This window comes from Palleniella muris (assembly GCF_004792655.1).
Lineage (GTDB): Bacteria > Bacteroidota > Bacteroidia > Bacteroidales > Bacteroidaceae > Prevotella > Prevotella muris_A.
Map to the genome: position 1 here is coordinate 58,600 of NZ_SRZC01000010.1, position 22,224 is coordinate 80,823.

Below are 22,224 nucleotides of genomic sequence, written 5' to 3' on the forward strand. Positions count from 1 at the left end.
TCATATATTTCTTCGGTATTTTCCTGCAAATAACCGGGATAAATGTAGTATCTTTGCATAAGCTAAGCACAAAAGTAAAATGGTAAAAACGTCAGTATTCAAAGATTTGGAGATGATGATGCTCCCGATTTCAAACGAGGCTCAGATATTTGAAGATAAATTCATGTTGACAGACAACTTGAATGTGCCGGACGGAACTGCAGAACTGGAAAAGTTCTGTTCGTCAGAATATCCATTCAAGATAAACTTCAATATGATTCTGTTTTGTGTGGAAGGTTGCCTAAAAGTACGCATCAACTTCCGTGAGTACAGGCTTCAGCCGAACTCTGTCCTTTTTGCTTTGCCGGGAACTGTCGGGGAATGTTTGGAGTACACTCCTGACTATCGTCTGTTCCTCATAGCCTTCTCTGGCAGCATGGACATCATTGCCGCCAATTCACCTATGGCACTGGATATGAAGCGGTATGTGAGCAACAATGCTGTAGTGGGCATTAGCAGGAAGGAGGTTGACGAATGTCTGATGCTTTATCGGGTGATGAATGGGAAAATGCAGCATTCCGATTTTACATTCAAGAAAGAAGTCCTGAACGGATATATGCAGGTGCTGTTTGCAATTGGCTATCAATGGCTTGCTGATAACAAGAAGCATACAGAAGCATTTTGTTGCAAAAGCAGGCAACAAGGACTTTGTGATGATTTTCTGGAACTTGTAAGAGAAAACCACCTTAAACGACGTGGGATAAGTTTTTATGCGGACAGGCTTTGTGTTTCTCCAAAATATCTTTCCAGTGTTGTTAAGCAAATCAGTGGACGGTACGCCGGGGAGTGGATAAAAGATTACGTGATTATTGAAGCAAAGGCGTTGCTGAGAAGCAACCGCTATACTGTACAGCAAATCAGTGATATGCTGAATTTCGCAAATCCGTCCTTCTTTGGGAAATATTTCAAAGCTGCCGTTGGATGCTCTCCGTGCAAGTATGCCATGGGGACAAATAAAAACGGTTTATCCCGGACTGATTGCCGGATAAGCAAAAGTGAGTGAAGAGGAAAATGGGTGTGGATGGATTGTTGTGTTGAACAGTGGCATGCTTAATGCTGGAGCAACATTATATACAGCTTTGCCTCGTATAAAAACACTCGTCAACCGACTAAAAAACAAAAAAAAACGGACATCCTTTTGCTGTTCGCTTTTTTTTATTACTTTTGCAAAAAATAAACATAAATCAACTAAAAATAAATCTAATATCGTTAAAACTATGGGATTGGTAGAACAAATCATCGCACGCGCCAAGGCTAACAAGCAGCGCATCGTGCTCCCTGAGGCTGACGAGGAACGTACACTCGTGGCTGCTGACCAGGTGCTTGAACAGGGTATTGCAGACCTTATTCTTATTGGTAACCCTGCAAAGGTGCAGGCTCTCGTTGAGAAAAACGGACTGAAGAACATCGGCAAGGCTACATTCATCGACCCGGAGAACTATGAGAAGTCTGAGGAAATGGCACAGCTCCTGCAGAAGCTCCGTGAGAAGAAGGGCATGACAATAGAACAGGCTCGTGAGCTTGTGAAGAACCCTCTCTATCTCGGATGCATGATTATCAAGACAGAAGGTGCCGACGGGCAGATTTCGGGTGCGCTCTCTACAACAGGCGACACACTGCGTCCTGCTCTCCAGATTATCAAGACTGCTCCGGGAATAACATGTGTTTCAGGCGCAATGCTCATGATTACCGAGACTCCTCAGTACGGTGAGAACGGCGTGATGGTGTTCGCCGACGTTGCCGTGACCCCTATGCCTGACGCTAACCAGCTCGGACAGATTGCTGTCTGCACGGCACAGACAGCGCGCTCGGTGGCAGGATTCGCTGAACCGCGTGTGGCAATGTGCTCTTTCTCCACAAAGGGAAGTGCGAAGCATGAGGTTGTCGACAAGGTTGTTGAGGCTACAAAGGTGGCAAAGGAGCTTGACCCGACACTGAAAATCGACGGTGAACTGCAGGCTGATGCCGCTCTCGTTCCTGCCGTTGGTGAGAAGAAGGCTCCGGGCTCTGACATCGCAGGACATGCCAATGTGCTCGTGTTCCCTAACCTTGAGGTAGGCAACATCGGCTACAAACTCGTGCAGCGTCTTGGCAATGCTGTCGCTCTCGGTCCTATCCTCCAGGGTATCGCACGCCCTGTGAACGACCTTTCGCGCGGTTGCTCTGTTGAAGACATCGTCAACCTCGTGGCAATCACCGCTTGCCAGGCTATGGATGCGAAGAAATAATGATAAATGGGAAATCTTTGGAAGCCTATCAGAAGGTTGGCTTCCTACTTTAACCTGCAACCATAAACCCAAAAACTACAACCATAAAAAATGAAAATCCTTGTACTGAACTGCGGTTCATCATCAATCAAATACCAGCTCTTCGAGATGGAGACAAAGACTGTCCTTGCAAAAGGCGGTATTGAGAAAATCGGTCTTCCGGGAGCATTCATCAAGTTCAATGCTGCTGACGGCAGCAAGAAAGTCATCGAGCAGGAGATTCCTGAGCACACAGTGGGCGTGGAACTTATCTTCAAGGTTCTCACCGACCCTGTCGACGGTGCACTGAAATCTCTCTCCGAGCTTGACGCTGTAGGTCACCGTATGGTGCACGGAGGCGAGAAGTTCGCCAAGTCTGTCATCCTCGACGAAGAGGTACTGAAGGCTTTCGAGGCTTGCAACGACCTCGCTCCGCTCCACAATCCTGCAAACCTGAAGGGCGTGGCGGCAGTCTCTGCCCTCCTTCCTGAGATTCCTCAGGTGGGTGTCTTTGACACAGCGTTCCACCAGACAATGCCTGCACAGGCTTACATGTATGCCATCCCTTACGAGATGTACGAGAAGTATGGCGTGCGCCGCTACGGTTTCCACGGCACATCCCACCGTTATGTCTCTGCACGTGCCCTTGAATACCTCGGTATGGAGGCTGAAGGAACAAAGGTTATCACAGCCCACATCGGCAACGGCGGTTCACTCGCTGCTGTCAAGGACGGCAAGTGCCAGGACACATCAATGGGTCTCACACCGCTGGAAGGTGTGATGATGGGTACACGTTCCGGCGATATTGACGGCGGTGCAGTGTCTTTCATAATGAAGAAGGAGGGGCTTGACGCTGACGGCATTTCCAACTACCTCAACAAGAAATCCGGTCTTGCCGGCATTTCCTGCAAGTCAAGTGACATGCGTGAGGTGTTCCAGGGCAGTGTTGACGGCGACCCTAAGTGCCGGCTTGCAATAGATATGTACACATACCGTATCAAGAAGTACATCGGCTCTTACGCTGCTGCCCTCGGAGGATGTGATGTCCTCGTGTTCACGGCAGGTGTTTGCGAGAACCAGTCCGACATCCGTGAGATGGTATGTAAGGACATGGAGTGGATGGGCATCAAGCTCGATCTTGAGAAGAATGCCGCTATCCATGGCGAGGAGGCTGTCATCTCCACACCAGACTCTAAGGTCAAGGTTGTTGTCATCCCTACCGATGAGGAACTGATGATTGCTACTGACACAATGGAACTTGTGTCTAAGTAGGCAATAGATAGATAACCTGCCGAAGCATTTCCTTTGCTTTGGCAGAAATCAAAAAGAAGTAGCTATTGGTATTACAGCTTGTGCTGTGGGGCTCCAATAGCTACTTCTTGCTTTATTATGAATGTGGGTGCTGTGAAAAAGTGTGCATTATTCTATCACCCAATCCTCTATGTTTTTTGTCTCCCTGCTGAAATTTATGCCGACCTTTACAACCGGCAGCCCGGTGAGTGCGAACCTTTCGTCATAGTTTTTCAGTGTGATTTGCTGCATGGCAGTCTCCGCACTTTTGTTTAGTTTAAGCTCAAATATGTATAGTTTGTTCGCTGTGCGTAGAACCATGTCCACGCGTCCGTTGCGAGTGTGCACCTCCACATCGACGTATGCGCCTAGCAGTGAGAAGATGACATACATCATTTGCTGCCAATGCCCCTCGTAATCGGTGTTGGAGGTATATGGCACTGTTCCAAGGAAAGTCTTCATCAACAGCAAAGCTCCATCAATATCGTCCTTTAGCATGAAACCATACATTTTGGCTATCGTTGTGTTGCCACGGCTTGTGTATTCGTGCAGATAGTTAGGCAGTAGGCTTCGCATCAATCCAATGCGTACCTCCTTGTTTGGAATGTCCAATGTGTAAAGACTCAATATATTATCATACCCTTTTATTGTTATATATCCGCTTTGATACAGCAGTGGCACAATGCTTGTCATGTGTTCGGTAGGCGCGTCGAAGTCGGCAGCATCTGCATCGTACCCTCCGATGTCCGACGGTTGCACGTTAAACCTTCGGAGCATTTCAATCAGATATGTCGGAGTTCCGGAGCCGAACCAGTGTGATGCTATGTCATTTGTTGACAATGCGTTAAGCAAACTGAATGGATTGTATATGTCCGGAGACTGCTTTGAGAAATGATATCCGTCATAATGCGCTTTCAGCCTTTCCATCGTCTCGCAGTATGTCACTCCCAGCTGTTCCGCCAGGTATTCCACCTCTGTCCGCATCCGTGTCTCCAGTTCTTCCTGCGTAATGCCACAAATGGCGGCAAACTGCGGCAGCATGCTTATGTTCAGTATGTTGTTCAGTTCAGAAAAGATGCTCAGCTGTGAGAACTTCGTTATTCCTGTCAGGAAAACGAACCTGAGATATGGGTCGCATGCCTTCAGCGGGCTGTAGAAATTACGCATTATGTTGCGCAGCTTCGGAAGGTTCTCGTCCTCGTGCATGACATCAAGCAACGGTGCGTCGTACTCATCAATCAGTACCACAACCTGCCTGCCTGTCTGCTCGTATGCACGCTTGATAAGTCCTTCAAGCCGTTGGTTAGGGTTGATGTCAGCCTCTTCGCGTCCATACATTTTCTCATACTGGAACAGTTTTCTCTCAAGTTCCAATATAAGGTCCTTCTCTCCTGCATGCTTTGCAGTACTCATGTCGAAATGCAGCACAGGATGCACCGTCCACTCTTTCTCCAGGTGCTCCATTGCCAGCCCCTTGAAAAGCTCTCTCCTGCCTTCAAAATAGCTTTTCAGTGTGCTCACCAGCAGCGATTTCCCGAACCGGCGCGGACGGCTTAGGAACATGTAGTTTGATTTTCCATGTGTCATGTTATAGACAAATTCGGTTTTGTCTATATACAGGCAGTCCTCCTTGATGAGTTTCTCGAATGTCTGAATTCCGATTCCCGGTAGTTTTCGTCCCATAAGCCCAGAGTTTTTCGTATTATTTATTATGCAAAGATAATGTTTTTGTTTTTATCTGCCAAATATTTAAGGCTGCAATATGAAAAACAGTTGTATTTTAGTGTAATGGTTTGGACAACAGAAATAACGGTGCGGATAATGCATATTGATTTTACAGACGGACTTAAACGCCAAGTATATTATGTTTGCGTTATGATAATATCATCCCATATTCATACATTATATAAAATCACAACAAACAAAAATTATGGCAACAATCAAAGTGAAGTTTCGCCCCTCCTCGGTAGCAGGCAAGGAAGGCACGGTTTATTATCACATCATCAACCAGCGTGAGATACGCTGCATAGGCACAGATTATCATGTCCTGCCGTGTGAGTGGGACAGCCGCCACGCTTCGGTGCATATAGCGAGAGACAGCTGCCGCAAGGCGCATCTGCAACTCATACAAGACAAAATCTGTTGGGAGCTAAGGCAGATGAGGACGGTGGTCTTGCAGAAGGAGGGATATGGCTATGGCATAGATGAATTGGCAGAGACTCTGCGTCGTTTGCCTTCGTGCCAAAGCGTTTTCAGTTTCATACGGACGCAGATTGAGAGAAAAGAACAGATGAAACGCTGGGGCACTGCCAAGACATACAGTGATGCTTTAAGGAAATTCAGTGCCTTCCGCTGTGGCAACGACATCGCTTTTGGCTCGCTTACCTCCGACATGGTGGAGGGCTATGAGGCATGGCTGTGCTGCCAACGCCTGAAGCAGAACACCATAGCTTACTATCTGCGCACGCTCCGCACCCTTTACCATAAGGCGGTGGAGACCGGACTTGTGGAGGAACGCAACATCTTCCGTCATGTGCGCACATCAAGTGTGCATACTTCAAAGAGGGCAATATCCATTGAATGCATAAGGAATATTGTGCAGCTTCATCTCCGTCAAGGTTCTGCTCTTGCTTTTGCAAGGGACATGTTCATGTTCAGTCTTTATATGCGGGGCATGGCGTTCGTGGATATGGCATTCCTGAAAAAGAGTGATGTCAGGTACGGAGTGCTTTCGTATAACCGCCGCAAGACGAACCAAAGCCTGACAATAGGGTGGGAGCCGCCCGTCCAGCGCATAGTGGACGCGTATGCTTCCGAGACACAAGGCACATCGTATCTGCTCCCGATAATACGGAAGGAGGACGGCAATGAGTACAGGGCATACAAGCAGGTGTTGCAGAACGTGAACCGAAATCTGAAGAAGATTGGTGAAATGCTTGGCTTCAAGATGTCACTGACAATCTATGTCGCCCGCCATTCGTGGGCAAGTGCAGCCTTGAACATGAACATCCCACTTGCGACAATAAGTGAGGGAATGGGGCATCATTCGTACAGGACAACACAGATTTATCTTGAATCGATAGGCACAAACCGAATTAATCAGGCAAATTGGAAAATCATGCAGGCAATATTAGGGAGTGAAGAATAAGGTGCAGCATGATTCTTGCATGTGGCTATTGTGATGAAAGACAAGCGTTTGACTTGCTAAAAACAGAAAGGCTTTTCTTTTACAAGAAGAAAGGCATTTCTCTGTATTAAAAACAGAATCAGCCATTTCCTTTTCGTCGGAATGGCTGATTCAACAAACATTTGCATGATACTTTCTTAAAAAAAGAAAAAAAACAATCAACTTATGTAATGAAATCAAAATAAATCACTAACTTTGCACTATAATGCCTTTCTTCTTGTAAGATAGTGTTATTTGATATTCGCGAAAGCGGGTGATTATTGTCTGCATGAAAAAGCATAGATTAGGAATTTCTTAGGCTCATTCCATGACGGGAATATAGCTTGGAGGATTATAACTATATGGAAATGAGAGAAAACGAAGTGTCAATCAGGCTTCCGTATCCATCATGTATGGTTGTTGCCAAGGACATAAAGTAGATTGGGATTTATGAAACTGGATAGTACGAACTCTTATTCTACAGCAGGCGGAAGGCAAGGCTTTCCCAATGGCATACTTATTTCTGAACCGGAAATGAAGACCGGTTCAGAGGTGGATTCGTATATGTCTCCTGATGAAACATTCTGTGAGAGCATTTCAAGCAAATACGAGGAGAAAAAGCCGTCATGGTCATACCTTTTTGTCCATCATGCCAAGGTGAAAGGCATCTCCTCTATCTTGGAGAGAGACCGACTGCCATTCTTCGTCCATAAGACAATCCATTACTACCGCCGTCAAGGCAAGTCAAAAACTGTCCGTAAGAAGGAAATACCTACAGTGAGCGGACTTATATTCCTGCAAGGAAATCATGTGGAAATTCAAAAATATCTGGACAAGGAACTTCCCGGACGGTATCTTTGCAAGAATTGCAGCACAGGAAAGGTTGCGGAAATACCGGACAAGCAAATGCGTCCTTTTATGGGGCTTTCTGAGTCAGACCCGGAGCGTATACGCTTTTTGCTGCATCCTTTCCATTACTATGCCCGCAACCGCATATTGCTCCGTATCACTTCAGGTGGACTTGAAGGACTTGAAGGCTATGTCATACGTATTGACCGTGACCGCCGCCTTGTGATGGATGTTGGCGGCATGAGTGTCGCAATCTCTGGAGTCCATGCCGAACGCTTCGAGGTTGTCAGGGATGGTTCTGCAGCACGTCTTTCGGAGGCTGACATGCTGCACAAGCGCAACCTTCAGGAACGTCAGGCACTCATTGACCGCTATTTTCACCCTGTCAAGACAATCAGAGAGATAGCTGTGCAGGCTGAGAACATTGAAATCCTCAGAGCACAGACCATTGCAGAACTGGCAAAAGGCAAACTCTCCTGCCATGAAGCGCTGGGCACATTCTTCTTCATCATAGAGGAAATCGCCTGTTACTATGCTCCGTCCGTTGAGCACGTCAAGGACAATATGTTCCCGATACTTCAGGCTGGCTCCGCCGTCCTTCAGGAGATAGATGCCATAGTCAATGATTCTGTCCATTCCCCCGAAATTCGTCATGAGTATGAATCAGACCGTGAACAGCTCATGCTCAACTACGGCTATTTGTTTGATGACAGGGGTGTGTAAGACAGGTGACAAATATCAGATGCAGTGGTCTTTATGTTGCACCTTGTCTGTTGTCAATGTACAGTATCTGATTTCGGAATTTAGAATAGAGGAACCTTATGGCACAATTTTGCAGTATTGAGACTTTGAACATTAATTAGACACGAATAGAATAGTTCATAATTCTTCAAAATATATTAAATATCATTTTCAGATGCAAAGTTAATACATATAATGCATCTGGCAGCATCAGGTGTAGAGTCCATAACCTCAGCGAAGCGATAAAGGAGGATATTACAAAAAACTCAGCGGGTAGAAGGAAACGCTGGAAAGTGACTTGCTTTTCGGTGCAGGCGAGAGATGAAATATTTAATCACTTACATTCTTATTAAAAGAGTATTATGATAAATCAAGTTCGTTAACAAGCTTGTAGACATATTTTATTATAATTATATGAAAAGAAATGCGGATATAAAAATAGCCGTAGCCGGAACAGGCTATGTCGGCTTGAGCATTGCCACTCTTTTGGCACAGCACCATAAGGTGACGGCGGTTGACGTAATTGCTGAAAAGGTGGAAAAACTGAATAGCAAGATATCTCCAATCCAGGATGATTACATAGAGAAATACCTTGCAGAGAAACCTTTGAACCTTAATGCAACGCTTGACGGGGCAGCTGCATATAAGGATGCTGATTTCGTGGTTATAGCAGCACCAACGAACTACGACCCAGTGAAGAACTATTTTGACACAAGGCATGTCGAGGAAGTAATAGACCTTGTCCTTGATGTCAATCCGGAAGCAGTGATGGTTATTAAAAGTACCGTTCCTGTGGGGTATTGTCGCAGCCTTTATGTGAAGTACGCCGGGAAGTTCGAAGAGACTCCTTCGCTCCATGGCAAGAAATTCAATCTTTTGTTCTCTCCTGAGTTTCTTCGTGAAAGCAAGGCGCTTTATGACAACCTTTATCCAAGCCGCATTATTGTCGGCTATCCGAAGATTATCAGTAATGGTGATTTTGAGGAAGAGAATGCAGCCATCCGTGCTGTAGCCGACGTGCCGGCATTGGAAGAGGCCGCCAGGACGTTCGCCGCATTGCTCCAGGAAGGTGCAATAAAGGAGAACATTGCCACTTTATTCATGGGGTTGAAGGAGGCAGAAGCAGTGAAACTGTTTGCCAATACCTACCTTGCCCTCCGTGTCAGTTATTTCAACGAACTAGACACATACGCAGAGGTGAAAGGTCTTGACACTCAGGCTATCATCGACGGTGTCAGTCTTGATCCTCGCATAGGACAGCATTATAACAATCCGTCCTTCGGTTACGGTGGCTATTGCCTTCCAAAGGACACCAAGCAGCTGCTTGCCAACTATGCTGATGTTCCGGAGAATCTCATTCAGGCGATTGTAGAAAGTAACCGGACAAGGAAAGATTTCATTGCCGACCGTGTATTGAACAAAGCAGGTTACTACGATTATTTCAACCGTGGTGATTTTAAGCCTTCCGAAGAGAAGCAGTGCGTTATAGGAATCTACCGCCTTACAATGAAGTCTAACAGTGACAATTTCCGCCAGTCCTCAATTCAGGGCGTGATGAAGCGTATCAAGGCAAAGGGAGCTGATGTCATCATATATGAGCCGACTTTGAAAGATGGCGAGACATTCTTCGGTAGTCGTGTCGTTAATGACCTTGCAGCGTTCAAGTCCCAGAGCCAGGCAATTATCGCCAACCGATACGACAGTTGTCTTGATGATGTGCAGGAGAAGGTATATACAAGGGATATATTCAGGAGGGATTAACAGGCTGCATGCTGCTATAACGCTGTGTATTTGTTTTTCGTTGTTTTGAAAAATAATATTAACTAATGGGTGTTGTAGACCAGTGTTCCAATAATACAATCAAAATATTTTCAAATGAAACAATATGATTATCTTATAGTCGGTTCCGGACTTTTCGGTTCAACGTTGGCTTATCGTGCACAACAGATAGGCAAGAGGTGTCTTGTGATAGACAAACGCAGTCACATAGGTGGCAATGTTTATTGTGAAAGTATTGAAGGAATAAACGTACACAAATATGGTGCTCACATATTTCATACATCAAATAAGGAGGTATGGAATTTCGTGAACTCTATAGTAGAGTTCAACAGATATACCAACTCTCCTGTGGCAAACTATAAAGGGCAGCTGTATAATCTGCCGTTCAATATGAATACATTCTACCAGATGTGGGGAGTAAAGACACCGGAGGAAGCCGAGGGCAAATTGGAGGAACAGCGTGCCGAGGCGAAGGCGCGCATGAACGGAAGGGAACCGCAAAACCTTGAGGAGCAGGCTCAGCTGCTTATTGGAAAAGACATTTATGAGACACTTATCAAAGGATACACCGAAAAGCAGTGGGGCAGGGAATGTACAGAACTCCCGGCATTCATCATAAAGCGCCTGCCTGTGAGAATGGTTTTTGACAATAACTACTTTAACGATAAATATCAAGGTATTCCCGTTGGAGGTTATAATAAACTTATAGAAGGATTGCTGGATGGAACCGAAGTACGTCTGAATACAGATTTCTTTTCTTTGGGGGATTGGCGTGATATCGCGGAAAAATTGGTTTATACAGGTCCTCTTGATGAATATTTCAATTATAAGCTCGGCCGCTTGCAGTACCGCACAGTATCTTTTGAGACGACAGTTGAGGATACGGCGAATTACCAAGGAAATGCTGTCGTGAATTATACAGAACGTGAGATTCCGTATACACGGGTTATAGAGCACAAACATTTCGAGATGTTCGGGCAGGAGGTGTACGATTGTCAGAAGACCGTTATCAGCAAGGAATATTCAACAGAGTGGAAACCTGGTATGGAGCCATACTATCCTGTCAATGATGAACGTAATAATAATCTTGCGGAACAGTATCGCCAGCTGGCTGCGAAAGAGAGGAATGTTATTTTTGGTGGGCGATTAGCGGAATACAAATATTATGACATGGCTCCTATCATAGAACATGCATTGACCGTGCAACTGTAGTATCAAAAATGTTCCAACACAATGAAAATTCTTATATATAATTGGACTCCTCAAGGTGAAAATGGCGGAGGAGTTGCCGTTTATGTCAATAATATATTGGCACACATCGAGCAGCATCCAGATGAATTTCCATGGCAAATAATTTTTCTTTCTTCTGGTTATTACTATGATTCTTCTGGTTCTGCTTATATACGGCAACTGTCCCCCTATCATGGTTTCAATAGCTATACCATAGTCAATTCACCTGCTTTTGCTCCCCATGGTGGTCCTGCTGCTATGTATAAGCGTATGAACCGTGACAAAAGCCTCCTTCATTTAATTGGTCAATTTATTGAGGAGCAAGGTGGATTTGATGTTATTCACTTTCAATCTTTTGAAGGACTTGCACCGAATGTATTATCTCTCAAGGAATGTTATCCGCAAACTCGTTTTGTTCATAGTCTGCATGATTATGGTTTTTATTGTTCAAATGTAAAGTTATGGAATACGGAGGGGTATAATTGCTTTCGTTCTGAGAGACATCCGTGTGGGCAGTGTATGTCGTTTACACTGAACACGGCATTTTATCAAATGGTCAGCTATCGCCGGCGTCAGCAGGCCGGTTCAAAGGCTACAATTATAGACCGGTTGTACAATCGTCTCTATAATAAATATGTAAATATTTTACCTGCTCCCATAAAGCGTTTACGTCAAAATCAATTATTTTGTGAATTGCAACAATATCGGAAACAGCTGATTCAAAATATCAATTGTTATATAGATGTGGAGTTAGCTGTGTCGCAAAGGGTAGGGGAAATAGCAACTCATTTTGGTATTGATTCTAAAAAAATCCAAGTGAGCTATATAGGAACAAAAGTTGCTGACCATCCGTTACCACCACGTTCAATTGGAGATGAAACCGGTGAACCTTTTGTCTTGCTTTATATGGGCTATATCAATGTTGTTAAAGGAGCTTATTTGTTATTAGATGCACTTGAGACTCTTCCGGCAAGCGAAGCTCATAATATTTCTTTACGGTTTGCTTCGAAGGTTGATAAGCTGTCTGACCGCCAGAGAATAGAGGCTTTACGAGAGAAGTATGCAAGTGTAGAAATAATTGATGGGTATACTCATGATGATTTTCCACGGATTTTCCAAGGGGTTCATTTAGGAATTGTCCCGCCAGTGTGGGAAGACAATCTGCCGCAAGTCACTATTGAAACCATTGCTCATGGTGTACCCGCATTGACCAGTTGCTATGGTGGAGCCCATGAACTTAATAATCATCCTATGTTTATGTTCAAGGATGAAGATGAACTTGTACAACGTATTATTACCATAAAGAACACACCGAAACTTTTGAAGGAGTATTGGGAATATACCCAACCGTTGACTACTATGGCTTTTCATATGATGCAATTAGGACGTGTTTATAAAGGATTCTGAATACAGTAAAGAAAAGCTATACGGATTGTGATGTTAAATTGAATTTTCAAGTTGCTTTTTCGATTTATAGGAAATATAAAAATACTTGACCTATAAGTCAAATATTTAGTTATTAGTAATATTCTAATCTTTTTGCTTCATCAGCTACCAAATGAAAAGTTATTGGTATCTTTATCTGTTATGATGTTGGTAAGACAAAGGTGGGGCAGGCTGTCTATGGCAAGAACAAAATATGAATGTAAAAAATATTAGCCAATGAGCATTACGTCTGACAATAATAAACGAATAGCTAAAAATACTCTGTATCTGTATTTAAGGATGTCCGTCACTCTTTTGATCGGCTTGTTTACTTCAAGAGTGACATTAAATGCTTTAGGCGTGCATGATTATGGTCTATTGAGTGTGGTAGGCGGAGTTGTATCTTTGATGAGTTATGCTAACAGTCTTCTTTATTTGGGGACAAGCCGTTTCTTAACAATTGCATTGGGCAAGGGTGATGAGAAGGAGCTGAAAAACACTTTTTCTGCTTGTTTTACACTTCATCTCGTTATAGCTGGTATTGTGCTATTGGTTGGTGAAACAGTTGGTCTATGGTTTGTTAATAACAAATTAGTTGTTGATAGTGACCGTATGTTTGCTGCTAATGTCGTATATCAGCTATCTTTGTTCTATAGTTGCATTTCTGTTATCCAGTCGCCATATAGTGCCAGCGTTGTGTCGCATGAGCGGATGTCAGCTTTTGCCTATATGAGTATTTTTGATGTGGTAGCCAAGTTGTTTGTCGTGATATTGTTACTTTATGTAGCAACCGATAAACTGATATTATACCAGTCTCTCTATTTTTTGATTGGTCTGTTAAGTGTTGTAATATACCGTAATTATTGTAACCGGAATTTCTCGGAATGTAATATGCGCCTATATTACAATAAGGCATTATACAAAGACCTTTGGAAATATATAGGATGGAATTCATTAGGAATGTCTGCTTATATGCTTAATGCACAAGGAGTAACAGTTTTACTGAATCTGTTTTTCGATACTGCAGTCAATGCTGCGCGGGGCATAGCTTTAACGGTTTGTGATAAAGTATATGCATTTATGAATGGCTTTCAGACAGCAGTCATACCTCAAATTATGAAATGTCGTGCTCAGGAAAATTTTTCTGAGATGAACCGTCTCATTCTCAATAGTGCTAAATATTCTACTTATTTACTTCTTCTGGTAGGCATGCCTATCATGATCGAAACCGATTATGTCATCCAATTATGGCTGGGGCAAGTTCCGGAGTATGTTGTGCCTTTTATTCATTTGACGCTTTTTCAGATGATGCTTGGGGCTATAGATTCTCCTGTCAATAAAGGTATTCATGCTTTTGGTGAAGTGAAATTGCTTAATATGACAGCTTCATTAGTCAATCTGTCAATACTCCCCATTATATATGTTTGCTTGCACTTTGGAGCCTCACCGGTAAGTGCTTATATAGTTGCAGCTTGTATCTTCCCTTTAACTTTGGTTATTGATATCCTATTATTGCGAAAATACACAGGTTTTAGTATCAGATCTTTGATATATGAAGCGTTTGCGAAACTTATGTTGATAATCTTGATTTCTGTTGTTATACCTCTGCTGCTTTGTCAATCCATGGAAAGAGGATTTTTACGTTTTGTTGTAGTCACATTAACATCGGTATTATTCACATCTATTTGTATTTATAATATTGGATTATCTAAAACGATGCGACAAAAAGTAATGACAAAACTTAAACTTATGCGCCTAATGTGTGGAAAGTAATGATATTTGACATTATTCATTATTGCTGGGTTTGAGGTAGAGTATAGCTTCTGCATTTTATTGATAATAATTAAATGTGGTAGGTAAACTCCGGATTATCTAATATATATAAAGAGGTAATTTTAATTACATTATACTCTATACCGACCATATTTTATATGGAGTTCCGTTTTCGGCAAAGTTGAGCCACACTAGCTTCTTTGCATTTGTGGAGTTGTGCTTGGAGATAAAACTTAAGTTCTATAATTATGTTCACATATAATTTTACAATAATCGTCCCACATTATAATCTTCCTCATCTTCTTCATCGTTGCTTAGCATCTATACCTCAGCGAGAAGATGTACAGGTAATAGTCGTTGATGATTGCAGCCATAATTTTAATATTGAAGAAATCATTTTAAGTCATCATACCTCACGCTATAAATTGGAAGTTTATGTGATGTCTCAAAATGGTGGAGCCGGTATAGCCAGAAATTATGGCTTACAGAAAGCAAAGGGAAAATGGATACTTTTTGCAGATTCGGACGATTATTTCAATTATTGCATGAATGATCTTATGAACGAATATGCGGATGCTCCGCAAGATGTCGTTTACTTTAATGCAAACAGCATGGAATCAGATACTTGTTATAATGCAATTCGCACTGGTTATGTTAATGAGTTTATTGAAAGTTATTTGACAGCGCCGGAAGAAAATGCTTGGATGTTGCGTTATAATTGGGGCGAACCTTGGGGGAAAATGATTAAGCAAGAGCTTATTGACCGGAATGGCATACAATTTGACACATATCGTATTCATGAAGATTGTAAGTTCGCTTATTTAACAGGTTATTATGCTACTACTATTTGCGCAGACCGCCGTGCTGCTTATTGTGCAACTTATCGTGAGGGAAGTTTGTCGCGTATCTATACAGATGAATTATATTCTGTATTAATACGTGTTTTCATGGAAAAATATACTTTTCTCACCTCTCATGGTGTGACAGCTTATCCACTAATAACTTCACTTATATATGAGGTCCTAAGCCATTATCATTATGCTGGTGATGTGAGACATTTTAATAAGACTGTCGACTTGATAGAGTCTTATGGTATAGAACGCACTGAGGTATTAAAAGAATGGAAAAGGACATTTGCAAAGGTTCGATGGCATAATAGAAAAGTATTTGTCAAACAAAAACTCTGTATAATGTTTGATAAGCTGCTGCCTACATTTCAAATATTTAAATATTAAAAATGAATAATAAGAGTAACAAACGTTTTGTCTGGATGGATATGCTTAATATTACAGCATGTATGAGTGTAGTGTTGTTGCATTCCGGCAATGAAATAGACAATTGGAAAGGTGGAGAACTAAGTATCGAGCATTACTGGGATTTATTTCTAAATACATTCTTTTTCTGGCCTGTTCCTGTTTTTTTTATGTTAAGTTGTTGTAATACAATGAATTTGGCTGAGAAACAGGAACAGTTTTACATCAGACGATTTATGCGAGTTGGTATTCCATTTGTAGTGTGGAGTCTCATATATTTCTTTTTTAATATTACTTTCAGAGGGGAAAATTATGATATAAAAAGTTTTATACAAAATTTCCTTGTGGGACATTTTAATCCAAATATGTGGTTTTTTATTCCTTTGTTTGGTCTGTATCTCAGTATGCCATATCTTCGGATACTTTATCATGGCATGTCAGACAGAGAGCGTAGCTTGTTTTTTTGTTTTCATTTTTGGCTTGTGCCGTATATCCATATTTTGCAGTTATATGTACCTTAAAGATGCTGTCTAGTTATGAGTGGTTTCCACTTGGTTGTCACTATATTTTCATTGCTTTGATGGGCTATTGGTTGGGACATAATGATATTTGCTTAAAATATAGAAGGTGGATTTACGTTGCTGCTACTCTGCTTGCTGTTGGGGTATATGGATTGCATCTTTATAAAACTATCCGTATGGGGCAATGGTTTTATCAAGGTATGGTATATGATTTTATGCCGAGTGTTGTTATTCCCATAGCTGTTTTTATATGGTTTAAATATACATCTTGGTCCAAGTTTCTTTTCTTTATTCATGTATCACCTTCTGTGATTGCTCGAATTTCAGGATGCAGTTTCGGCGTTTACTTGTTGCATGGTGCAGTGTTGTGTGTTTCTGAGCGTTATGCCTTGGCGTTTTCCAATCAATATTATGGTTTTATTCTGACTTATATATTTTGTCTCATTACAATCCTGGTCTTAAAGAATATGCCTTATATTAATAAAATCGTTCCGTGATGAATTATAATATCCATGCACCCATCCATCCAAAGTTGAAAGTATAAATCCTAAGAAAAACTTTCCAACGCTTTTTATATCTTTAAATATAGATGATGAAAACATATTCCATAGCTTGTGTAATTGTAACCTTTAACCGTAAAGAACTTCTAAATCGATGTCTTCATGCTGTGAGCGAGCAGACATATAAACCGGCAACAGTCTTTATCATAGATAATGCCAGTAGCGACGGCACTCCTGAAGCGGTAGCTCAATGGGGGTACTATAATCTTAACGTCAATGGCATTTTCTTTCAATATCACAGATGTGAGAGGAATGAAGGCGGAGCAGGTGGATTTTACACAGGTATGAAACTTGCGTCAGAATCCGATTCTTTTGATGGAATATGGGTAATGGACGATGACGGCGAACCTGAGAGGAATTGTCTGAAAGAACTTGTTCCGTTCTTGAAGGACAGGGACTACATTGCTCCTATAGTCTTGTCTGACGAAGACCATGACTCTTGTTCTTTCGTTCCTGACACCACATACAGTGAATTCTGTAAGAAAGCAGATGGGGACGGAGTCGTGGAAGGATGGGCTTCTCCTTTCAACGGCATACTTTATTCTGCAAGTCTGGTAAAGAAAATAGGCTACCCTAAAAAGGAGATGTTCATCTGGGGGGATGAAATCAACTATCAGATTCGTGCAGAGAAGGCTGGTTTCCACCGCATGACGGCCGTCAAGGCCATTCATTATCATCCTGTTGACAGGCAGAATATTGTTCGAAATGCGGATACGTTCAATGCTTATCTTGTAGTAGTGGATGTTGACTGGAAGCTATACTGTGCCATACGTAACCGGATATACAACATCATGCTGGAGCAGCCAAGTAAATGGCGCGGGTTTAGAATGAGTCATTATCTATATCGTGCTTATAGGAATTATTATAGAGTGACTTTGGGCAATGATTCAAAAACAGGTCTTATACGTGACGCATTCGTATCAGGATTGATTGGACGTTTTGGTGGATTGAAGAAATTTTTCAACAAGTGATTTCATATATAATAATGCTGTTATAGTATTAAGATACATCCGTACGCATCAACCTATTATAATGAATATTGGATTCGTCCCGATGAGACAGAAAAGCCTCAAAAAGCCGATGGTGTCGAAGGCGGATGTTATTGGTGATTTATGAAAGTTGTTCATATATGTAAACTTCCTGACGGTGGCGCCACATGGTGTGCCATGAGGATAAGTGCCGCATTGAATGATTCTGACGTTGAGTCATCCATGCTCCTGATGAACGGTGAGGAGGTGGATGGCATTGCTGTTGCAGAAAAGGATGCGATATACAAGAAACATGATAATGTTCTTGTACGTATGCTGATGAAAGCAGTCAAATTCATGGTAAGGCCACGTTTTGAGTATTTGAAGTATTTACGTCGTAAGGCAGAGGCTTCTGGAAAGGTGTTTTTCACTTCTCCTGTTACTGAATACACTTGTCTTACGGAGCATCCGGCAATAAAGGCGGCGGACATCGTCCATCTTCATTGGGTTTCAGACTTTGTTGACTTCCCTTCGTTCTTCAAGAAGATAGACAAGCCGGTTGTCTGGACAATTCATGATGAAAACCCTGGTTTGGGAGGTTTCCATTATGTGAGTGCCAAACAGAATGCCGGAGATGCCTATCTTAAATTGGACAAGATATATGCCGGTATCAAGAAAAAGGCCGTAAACAGTGGGAAAACACCGCATCTTGTTGCAATATCTTCGGAGATGCGGGACTTCTTCCTTTCCAATGAAATTTTGAGAAATTGCCCCGTTACGCTTATCCATAATGGGGTGGAAGGCAAATTGTACAAGATGCTTGACAAGGAGGAATGTCGGGAAAAGCTGGGCATACCGTTGAAAAAGAAAGTCTTTCTGTTCTCCTCTTTTGCCATTGAGGATAAGCGCAAGGGGCTTTCATTGCTGATAGAGGCGTTGGAAAGGCTGAATGACAGCAGTGTTATGCTGATATGTTTGGGAGGCTACAATGAAATACCAAAGAGCAGCATCGAAATCAGATGTGTCGGCTTGGTTTCGGATAAGGATTTGCTGTCCCGATATTATTCGGCAGCAGATTATTTTGTACTTTCTTCTTTCCAGGAAGGTTTTGCCCAGACACCGCTTGAGGCTATGGCTTGCGGTACTCCTGTGGTGGCATTTCCTTGCAGCGGAGCCTCGGAGCAGATTAATACAGTCACAGGCGTAGTTTGTGAGGATTTTACAGTCAATGCGCTTCAGGCAGGTATCCGTCAGGCTATGGGGACAGCATATAGCAGTGGAACCATACGTGCAGATGTATTAAGGCGTTTTGATTATGGCATTATTGCCAAACAATATATCAGGCTATATAAAGAAATCTTAAAATCATGATAGAGGCTTATAGTAAGGGTATCATGTCAATGAATTTGGCAGAATATGTTTCCAGGCATCGTTCTGTGCTTATGGCTTTAGCCATCGCTTTTGTGGTAATTTATCATTATAAGTGTTGGGTAGGAGGTTTTCCTTGGTATATAGGAATGGTGCTTCAGTGGGGATTTATTGGAGTTGACATTTTTTTTCTGCTCAGTGGTTTTGGCCTTACTTATTCTTTTCAAAAGAACAGCATATCTCGCTTTTATAAGAATAGGCTGATAAAAATTCTGCCTTGTTATCTGCTCATGGGGGCTATACTTGTCCTGCACATGTTTGCATTGGGAAAAGAACTGACAGGTGGTGAAGTCCTTTGGATGTATAGTACGCTGGATTATACGTTCAGTCATGGAGGAGTAGATTGGTATGTCAGTGCCATACAGCAGCTTTACTTGCTGTTCCCTATTTTATATTATTTGGTGAAATGGTTGCGTTCATGGTCTTGTTTCCTGATTGTTATTCTTGTTTGTACAATCACATGGAACTATTCTTTGCACTGGTCTCACTTAGCCATGTTACAGCGTTTGCCTATGTTTATATGTGGAATATATTTGGCAATGTATCGTGGTTGTATTAGGCAACATTTGTATATTGTATTTTTTTACTTGTTATTCTTTATCGGGATGCTGTTCTGCAGACATATTATCAGTGTGAATTTCTTACTGACTACACTTATTACACCTTTTTTCATTTGTCTTTTGTCACTGACGAATGATATTTCGGAAAAACTTAAGATAAATTCTTGTTTTACAGGTTTGTATGATAAAATGGGGGGGGGTATTGGGCAGCAATACTTTACATATATATTATGGAACAAACTTAGCCTTGTTGTCTTATGATTACATATCGGTAGGATGTGGAGTAAAAACTATTATATTCTTATTAGCTTTGGTCTTTGGCTCTTATCTGTTCTATTGGATAACCGCCAAGGCAGAAATTTTTTTTAAATATAAATGATGAAACTTTCAGTCATAACCGTATGTTATAATGATAAATCAGGTTTGACACGCACACTGGAAAGCGTGGACAGGCAAACCTGTAAGGAATTTCAGTATATTGTGATAGACGGAGCCTCGGAAGACGGTTCCTGTGAGCTGTTGGCACAGTATGGTGAAATGATTGATTATAAGGTTAGCGAAAAAGACAATGGTATATATAATGCCATGAACAAAGGCATAGCTCAGGCTGATGGCGAATACTGTCTGTTCCTTAATGCGGGTGATTCTTTCTATTCAGATGACACAATTGAGAATGTTCTTCCATTATTGGAAGGAGCGGATTTTATCTCAGGAGACACTCTCTGCACTTTCGCCGACGGGCGTCACGATGTGTGGAGCGCGGTAAGCCAGCCGACCACGTATCTGATGGCGGTCTATTCCCTGAGCCATCAGGCTACATTCATCCGTACATCATTACTGAAACAACGACCTTATAGAGAGGATTTGAGAATAGTGTCGGATTGGGAGCAAATGTTCTTTGAATTGATTATCAAAGACAGGACATATAAGAAAATAGAGAAATTCGTATGCAGATTTGCTCAAGGAGGAGTTTCTTCTTCTCAAAAAGAGAATAGGGAAAAGGAACGCCAGAAAGTATTGGATGAACATTTCTCCAAACGGATGCAACATGACTTGGTACATCCGAATCTTCTTGTCAGGATAGCCACACTTGCAGATGTTGAAAGCAATTATTTCAAGGTTCTGGAATTTACGGCAAGGGGGATAAGAAAACTTTTCAATAAGTAAATCAGACAGTGAATAATGGAAAAGAAACGACTTGAATATCTTGACGCGATGCGTGGGGTTGCTATCCTTTTTATTGTTTTCGGGCATATTCCACTGTATTGCTATGGGGTGGCGGAGACGGACAGCTTTTCTTCGTTCAGACTGTTTACATCCACGGTGCAGCTCCCTTTGTTCTTCTTCATCTCCGGTTTCCTGTTCAGTGTGAGGTCTTTATTTAACAAATCGGGGGGGGGTAAAATTTGAATATGTTTTGAAAAGAGCCAAGCAGTTGCTTGTGCCGGCAATTGTTTTCGGCAGCATTTTCCTGTTATTGAACGGTGGCACGGTAGAGGGATGTCTGACTGATAAGTTCAAGTACGGCTATTGGTTCACATTCTCATTATTTGAGTTTCTCATGATTCAGGTGGTTATGGAATGGATGATGAGAAAATTATCAATAGTGGAAGACAGCATCAGGTATTTGTTTATGCTTGTAGCTATAGCTGTTGTTTCTTATGCAGTATCATTTCCTGTTGTCTGCCAGTATTTTGGTGATATGGGCGGGGTGTTAGGGTTACCGTTGTTAAGATACTATGTTTATTTTGTGGCAGGCAGACTGATACGTGTGCATCTGAATGCTATTTGTGCATGGAAATGGCGGGATGCAGCAGTGACAGTGACGGTGATGGCCTTTATCCTTATTGCTGTTTTGTTCTGGGGCTTGGATTATGAATGCAGCGGGTTGCTTTTCCATGTCCGTATGGTGGTGTTTGAAATGTCGGCGTTGCTGTTGTTCTTTGCCATGTTCTACCGGCATCGTTATTATTTTTCTTCAGATAATGGATTGGTGAATGCTCTTTCATTTGTAGGAAAACGGACACTTGACATTTATCTTCTGCATTATTTCTTTTTGCCGAAGGACTTGCATGTTGTCGGAAGATATTTCGTGGAGCATCCCTCACTGGCGATAGAATTTGTTATGGGAATGTTTGTCACATTCATAATTGTTGCACTGTGCCTGTTCGTCAGTGAGATGCTAAGGTCAAGCAGATTTGTGACACGATGGGCCTTGGGAAGTAAATAGGGCATTAGTCACGCTGATGCCGCAGATGCTCGCGGATAAGTCTATCAGCGTTTTTCAGCGTAATGATGTGAAAAATATATTGAACGAAAGAAAACTCACGGCATTTTTGCCTTAAAATACTCGCATAAAAACGGGGGTTAGTCATGTAACACCGAAAAAACGCTGA

At 42.1% G+C, this 22,224-nt stretch carries 19 protein-coding genes; 18 read left to right on the plus strand and 1 reads right to left on the minus strand.

All coding sequences use genetic code 11. The features are described 5' to 3' along the window. Nucleotides 1-79: 79 nt before the first annotated feature. The 3 genes from E5358_RS07260 to E5358_RS07270 all read left to right on the plus strand — a co-directional run bounded on the left by E5358_RS07260 (nt 80) and on the right by E5358_RS07270 (nt 3,557). Nucleotides 80-1,042, plus strand: a complete 963-nt coding sequence (locus tag E5358_RS07260; protein WP_135939568.1) for a helix-turn-helix domain-containing protein — start codon at nt 80-82, stop codon at nt 1,040-1,042. A gap of 214 nt (nt 1,043-1,256) precedes the next feature. After that, a complete protein-coding gene (gene pta, locus E5358_RS07265) occupies nt 1,257-2,267 on the plus strand; it encodes a phosphate acetyltransferase (RefSeq protein ID WP_135939569.1) in 1,011 nt (336 codons plus the stop codon). A gap of 90 nt (nt 2,268-2,357) precedes the next feature. Next, a complete protein-coding gene (locus tag E5358_RS07270; RefSeq protein WP_135939570.1) occupies nt 2,358-3,557 on the plus strand; it encodes an acetate/propionate family kinase in 1,200 nt (399 codons plus the stop codon). A 147-nt stretch (nt 3,558-3,704) separates the two neighbouring features. Here the strand turns inward: E5358_RS07270 and E5358_RS07275 are convergent, their stop codons facing one another. Then, a complete protein-coding gene (locus E5358_RS07275) occupies nt 3,705-5,258 on the minus strand; it encodes an ATP-binding protein (protein WP_135939571.1) in 1,554 nt (517 codons plus the stop codon). 247 nt (nt 5,259-5,505) lie between these two features. On the opposite strand from E5358_RS07275, the gene E5358_RS07280 reads away from it, so the two are divergent. The 15 genes from E5358_RS07280 (at nt 5,506) to E5358_RS07350 (ending at nt 22,058) form a co-directional block, all read left to right on the plus strand. Beyond that, nucleotides 5,506-6,723: a tyrosine-type recombinase/integrase gene (locus tag E5358_RS07280; protein WP_135939572.1), complete on the plus strand. Its 1,218-nt coding sequence runs from the start codon at nt 5,506-5,508 to the stop codon at nt 6,721-6,723. 468 nt (nt 6,724-7,191) lie between these two features. Then, on the plus strand, nt 7,192-8,313 hold the full coding sequence (locus E5358_RS07285; RefSeq protein WP_135939573.1) for a hypothetical protein: 1,122 nt from the start codon (nt 7,192-7,194) through the stop codon (nt 8,311-8,313). 432 nt (nt 8,314-8,745) lie between these two features. After that, nucleotides 8,746-10,092, plus strand: coding sequence for a nucleotide sugar dehydrogenase (locus E5358_RS07290; protein WP_135939574.1), 1,347 nt, complete (start codon nt 8,746-8,748; stop codon nt 10,090-10,092). A 114-nt stretch (nt 10,093-10,206) separates the two neighbouring features. Then, nucleotides 10,207-11,322: a UDP-galactopyranose mutase gene (gene glf / locus E5358_RS07295; RefSeq protein ID WP_135939575.1), complete on the plus strand. Its 1,116-nt coding sequence runs from the start codon at nt 10,207-10,209 to the stop codon at nt 11,320-11,322. Between the two features lie 21 nt (nt 11,323-11,343). Next, nucleotides 11,344-12,747: a glycosyltransferase gene (locus E5358_RS07300; RefSeq protein WP_135939576.1), complete on the plus strand. Its 1,404-nt coding sequence runs from the start codon at nt 11,344-11,346 to the stop codon at nt 12,745-12,747. A 255-nt stretch (nt 12,748-13,002) separates the two neighbouring features. After that, the gene (locus E5358_RS07305) at nt 13,003-14,538 is read left to right on the plus strand and encodes a lipopolysaccharide biosynthesis protein (RefSeq protein WP_135939577.1); all 1,536 of its coding nucleotides are present in this window, start codon (nt 13,003-13,005) and stop codon (nt 14,536-14,538) included. Nucleotides 14,539-14,786: 248 nt separating this feature from the next. Next, on the plus strand, nt 14,787-15,773 hold the full coding sequence (locus tag E5358_RS07310; RefSeq protein ID WP_135939578.1) for a glycosyltransferase family A protein: 987 nt from the start codon (nt 14,787-14,789) through the stop codon (nt 15,771-15,773). 2 nt (nt 15,774-15,775) lie between these two features. After that, complete coding sequence (locus E5358_RS07315) at nt 15,776-16,312, plus strand: acyltransferase family protein (RefSeq protein ID WP_135939579.1); 537 nt, start codon at nt 15,776-15,778, stop codon at nt 16,310-16,312. Nucleotides 16,313-16,371: 59 nt separating this feature from the next. Further along, nucleotides 16,372-16,809, plus strand: coding sequence for a hypothetical protein (locus tag E5358_RS07320; protein WP_135939580.1), 438 nt, complete (start codon nt 16,372-16,374; stop codon nt 16,807-16,809). Nucleotides 16,810-16,904: 95 nt separating this feature from the next. After that, entirely contained in the window at nt 16,905-17,843 is a 939-nt protein-coding gene (locus tag E5358_RS07325) for a glycosyltransferase family 2 protein (protein ID WP_277821210.1), read from the plus strand. A 141-nt stretch (nt 17,844-17,984) separates the two neighbouring features. Further along, on the plus strand, nt 17,985-19,211 hold the full coding sequence (locus tag E5358_RS07330; protein ID WP_135939582.1) for a glycosyltransferase: 1,227 nt from the start codon (nt 17,985-17,987) through the stop codon (nt 19,209-19,211). Next, nucleotides 19,208-20,089 (plus strand): acyltransferase family protein, encoded by an 882-nt coding sequence (locus tag E5358_RS07335; protein WP_135939583.1) that lies wholly within the window; start codon nt 19,208-19,210, stop codon nt 20,087-20,089. Before E5358_RS07330 ends, E5358_RS07335 begins: the two co-directional genes overlap by 4 nt. A gap of 114 nt (nt 20,090-20,203) precedes the next feature. After that, nucleotides 20,204-20,995 carry a glycosyltransferase family 2 protein gene (locus E5358_RS07340; RefSeq protein WP_135939584.1) on the plus strand — a complete coding sequence of 264 codons (792 nt, stop codon included), beginning with the start codon at nt 20,204-20,206 and terminating at the stop codon, nt 20,993-20,995. A 15-nt stretch (nt 20,996-21,010) separates the two neighbouring features. Continuing rightward, nucleotides 21,011-21,238 carry an acyltransferase family protein gene (locus E5358_RS07345; RefSeq protein WP_135939585.1) on the plus strand — a complete coding sequence of 76 codons (228 nt, stop codon included), beginning with the start codon at nt 21,011-21,013 and terminating at the stop codon, nt 21,236-21,238. A gap of 7 nt (nt 21,239-21,245) precedes the next feature. Continuing rightward, nucleotides 21,246-22,058, plus strand: a complete 813-nt coding sequence (locus tag E5358_RS07350) for a hypothetical protein (RefSeq protein WP_135939586.1) — start codon at nt 21,246-21,248, stop codon at nt 22,056-22,058. The last annotated feature ends 166 nt before the right edge of the window (nt 22,059-22,224 follow it).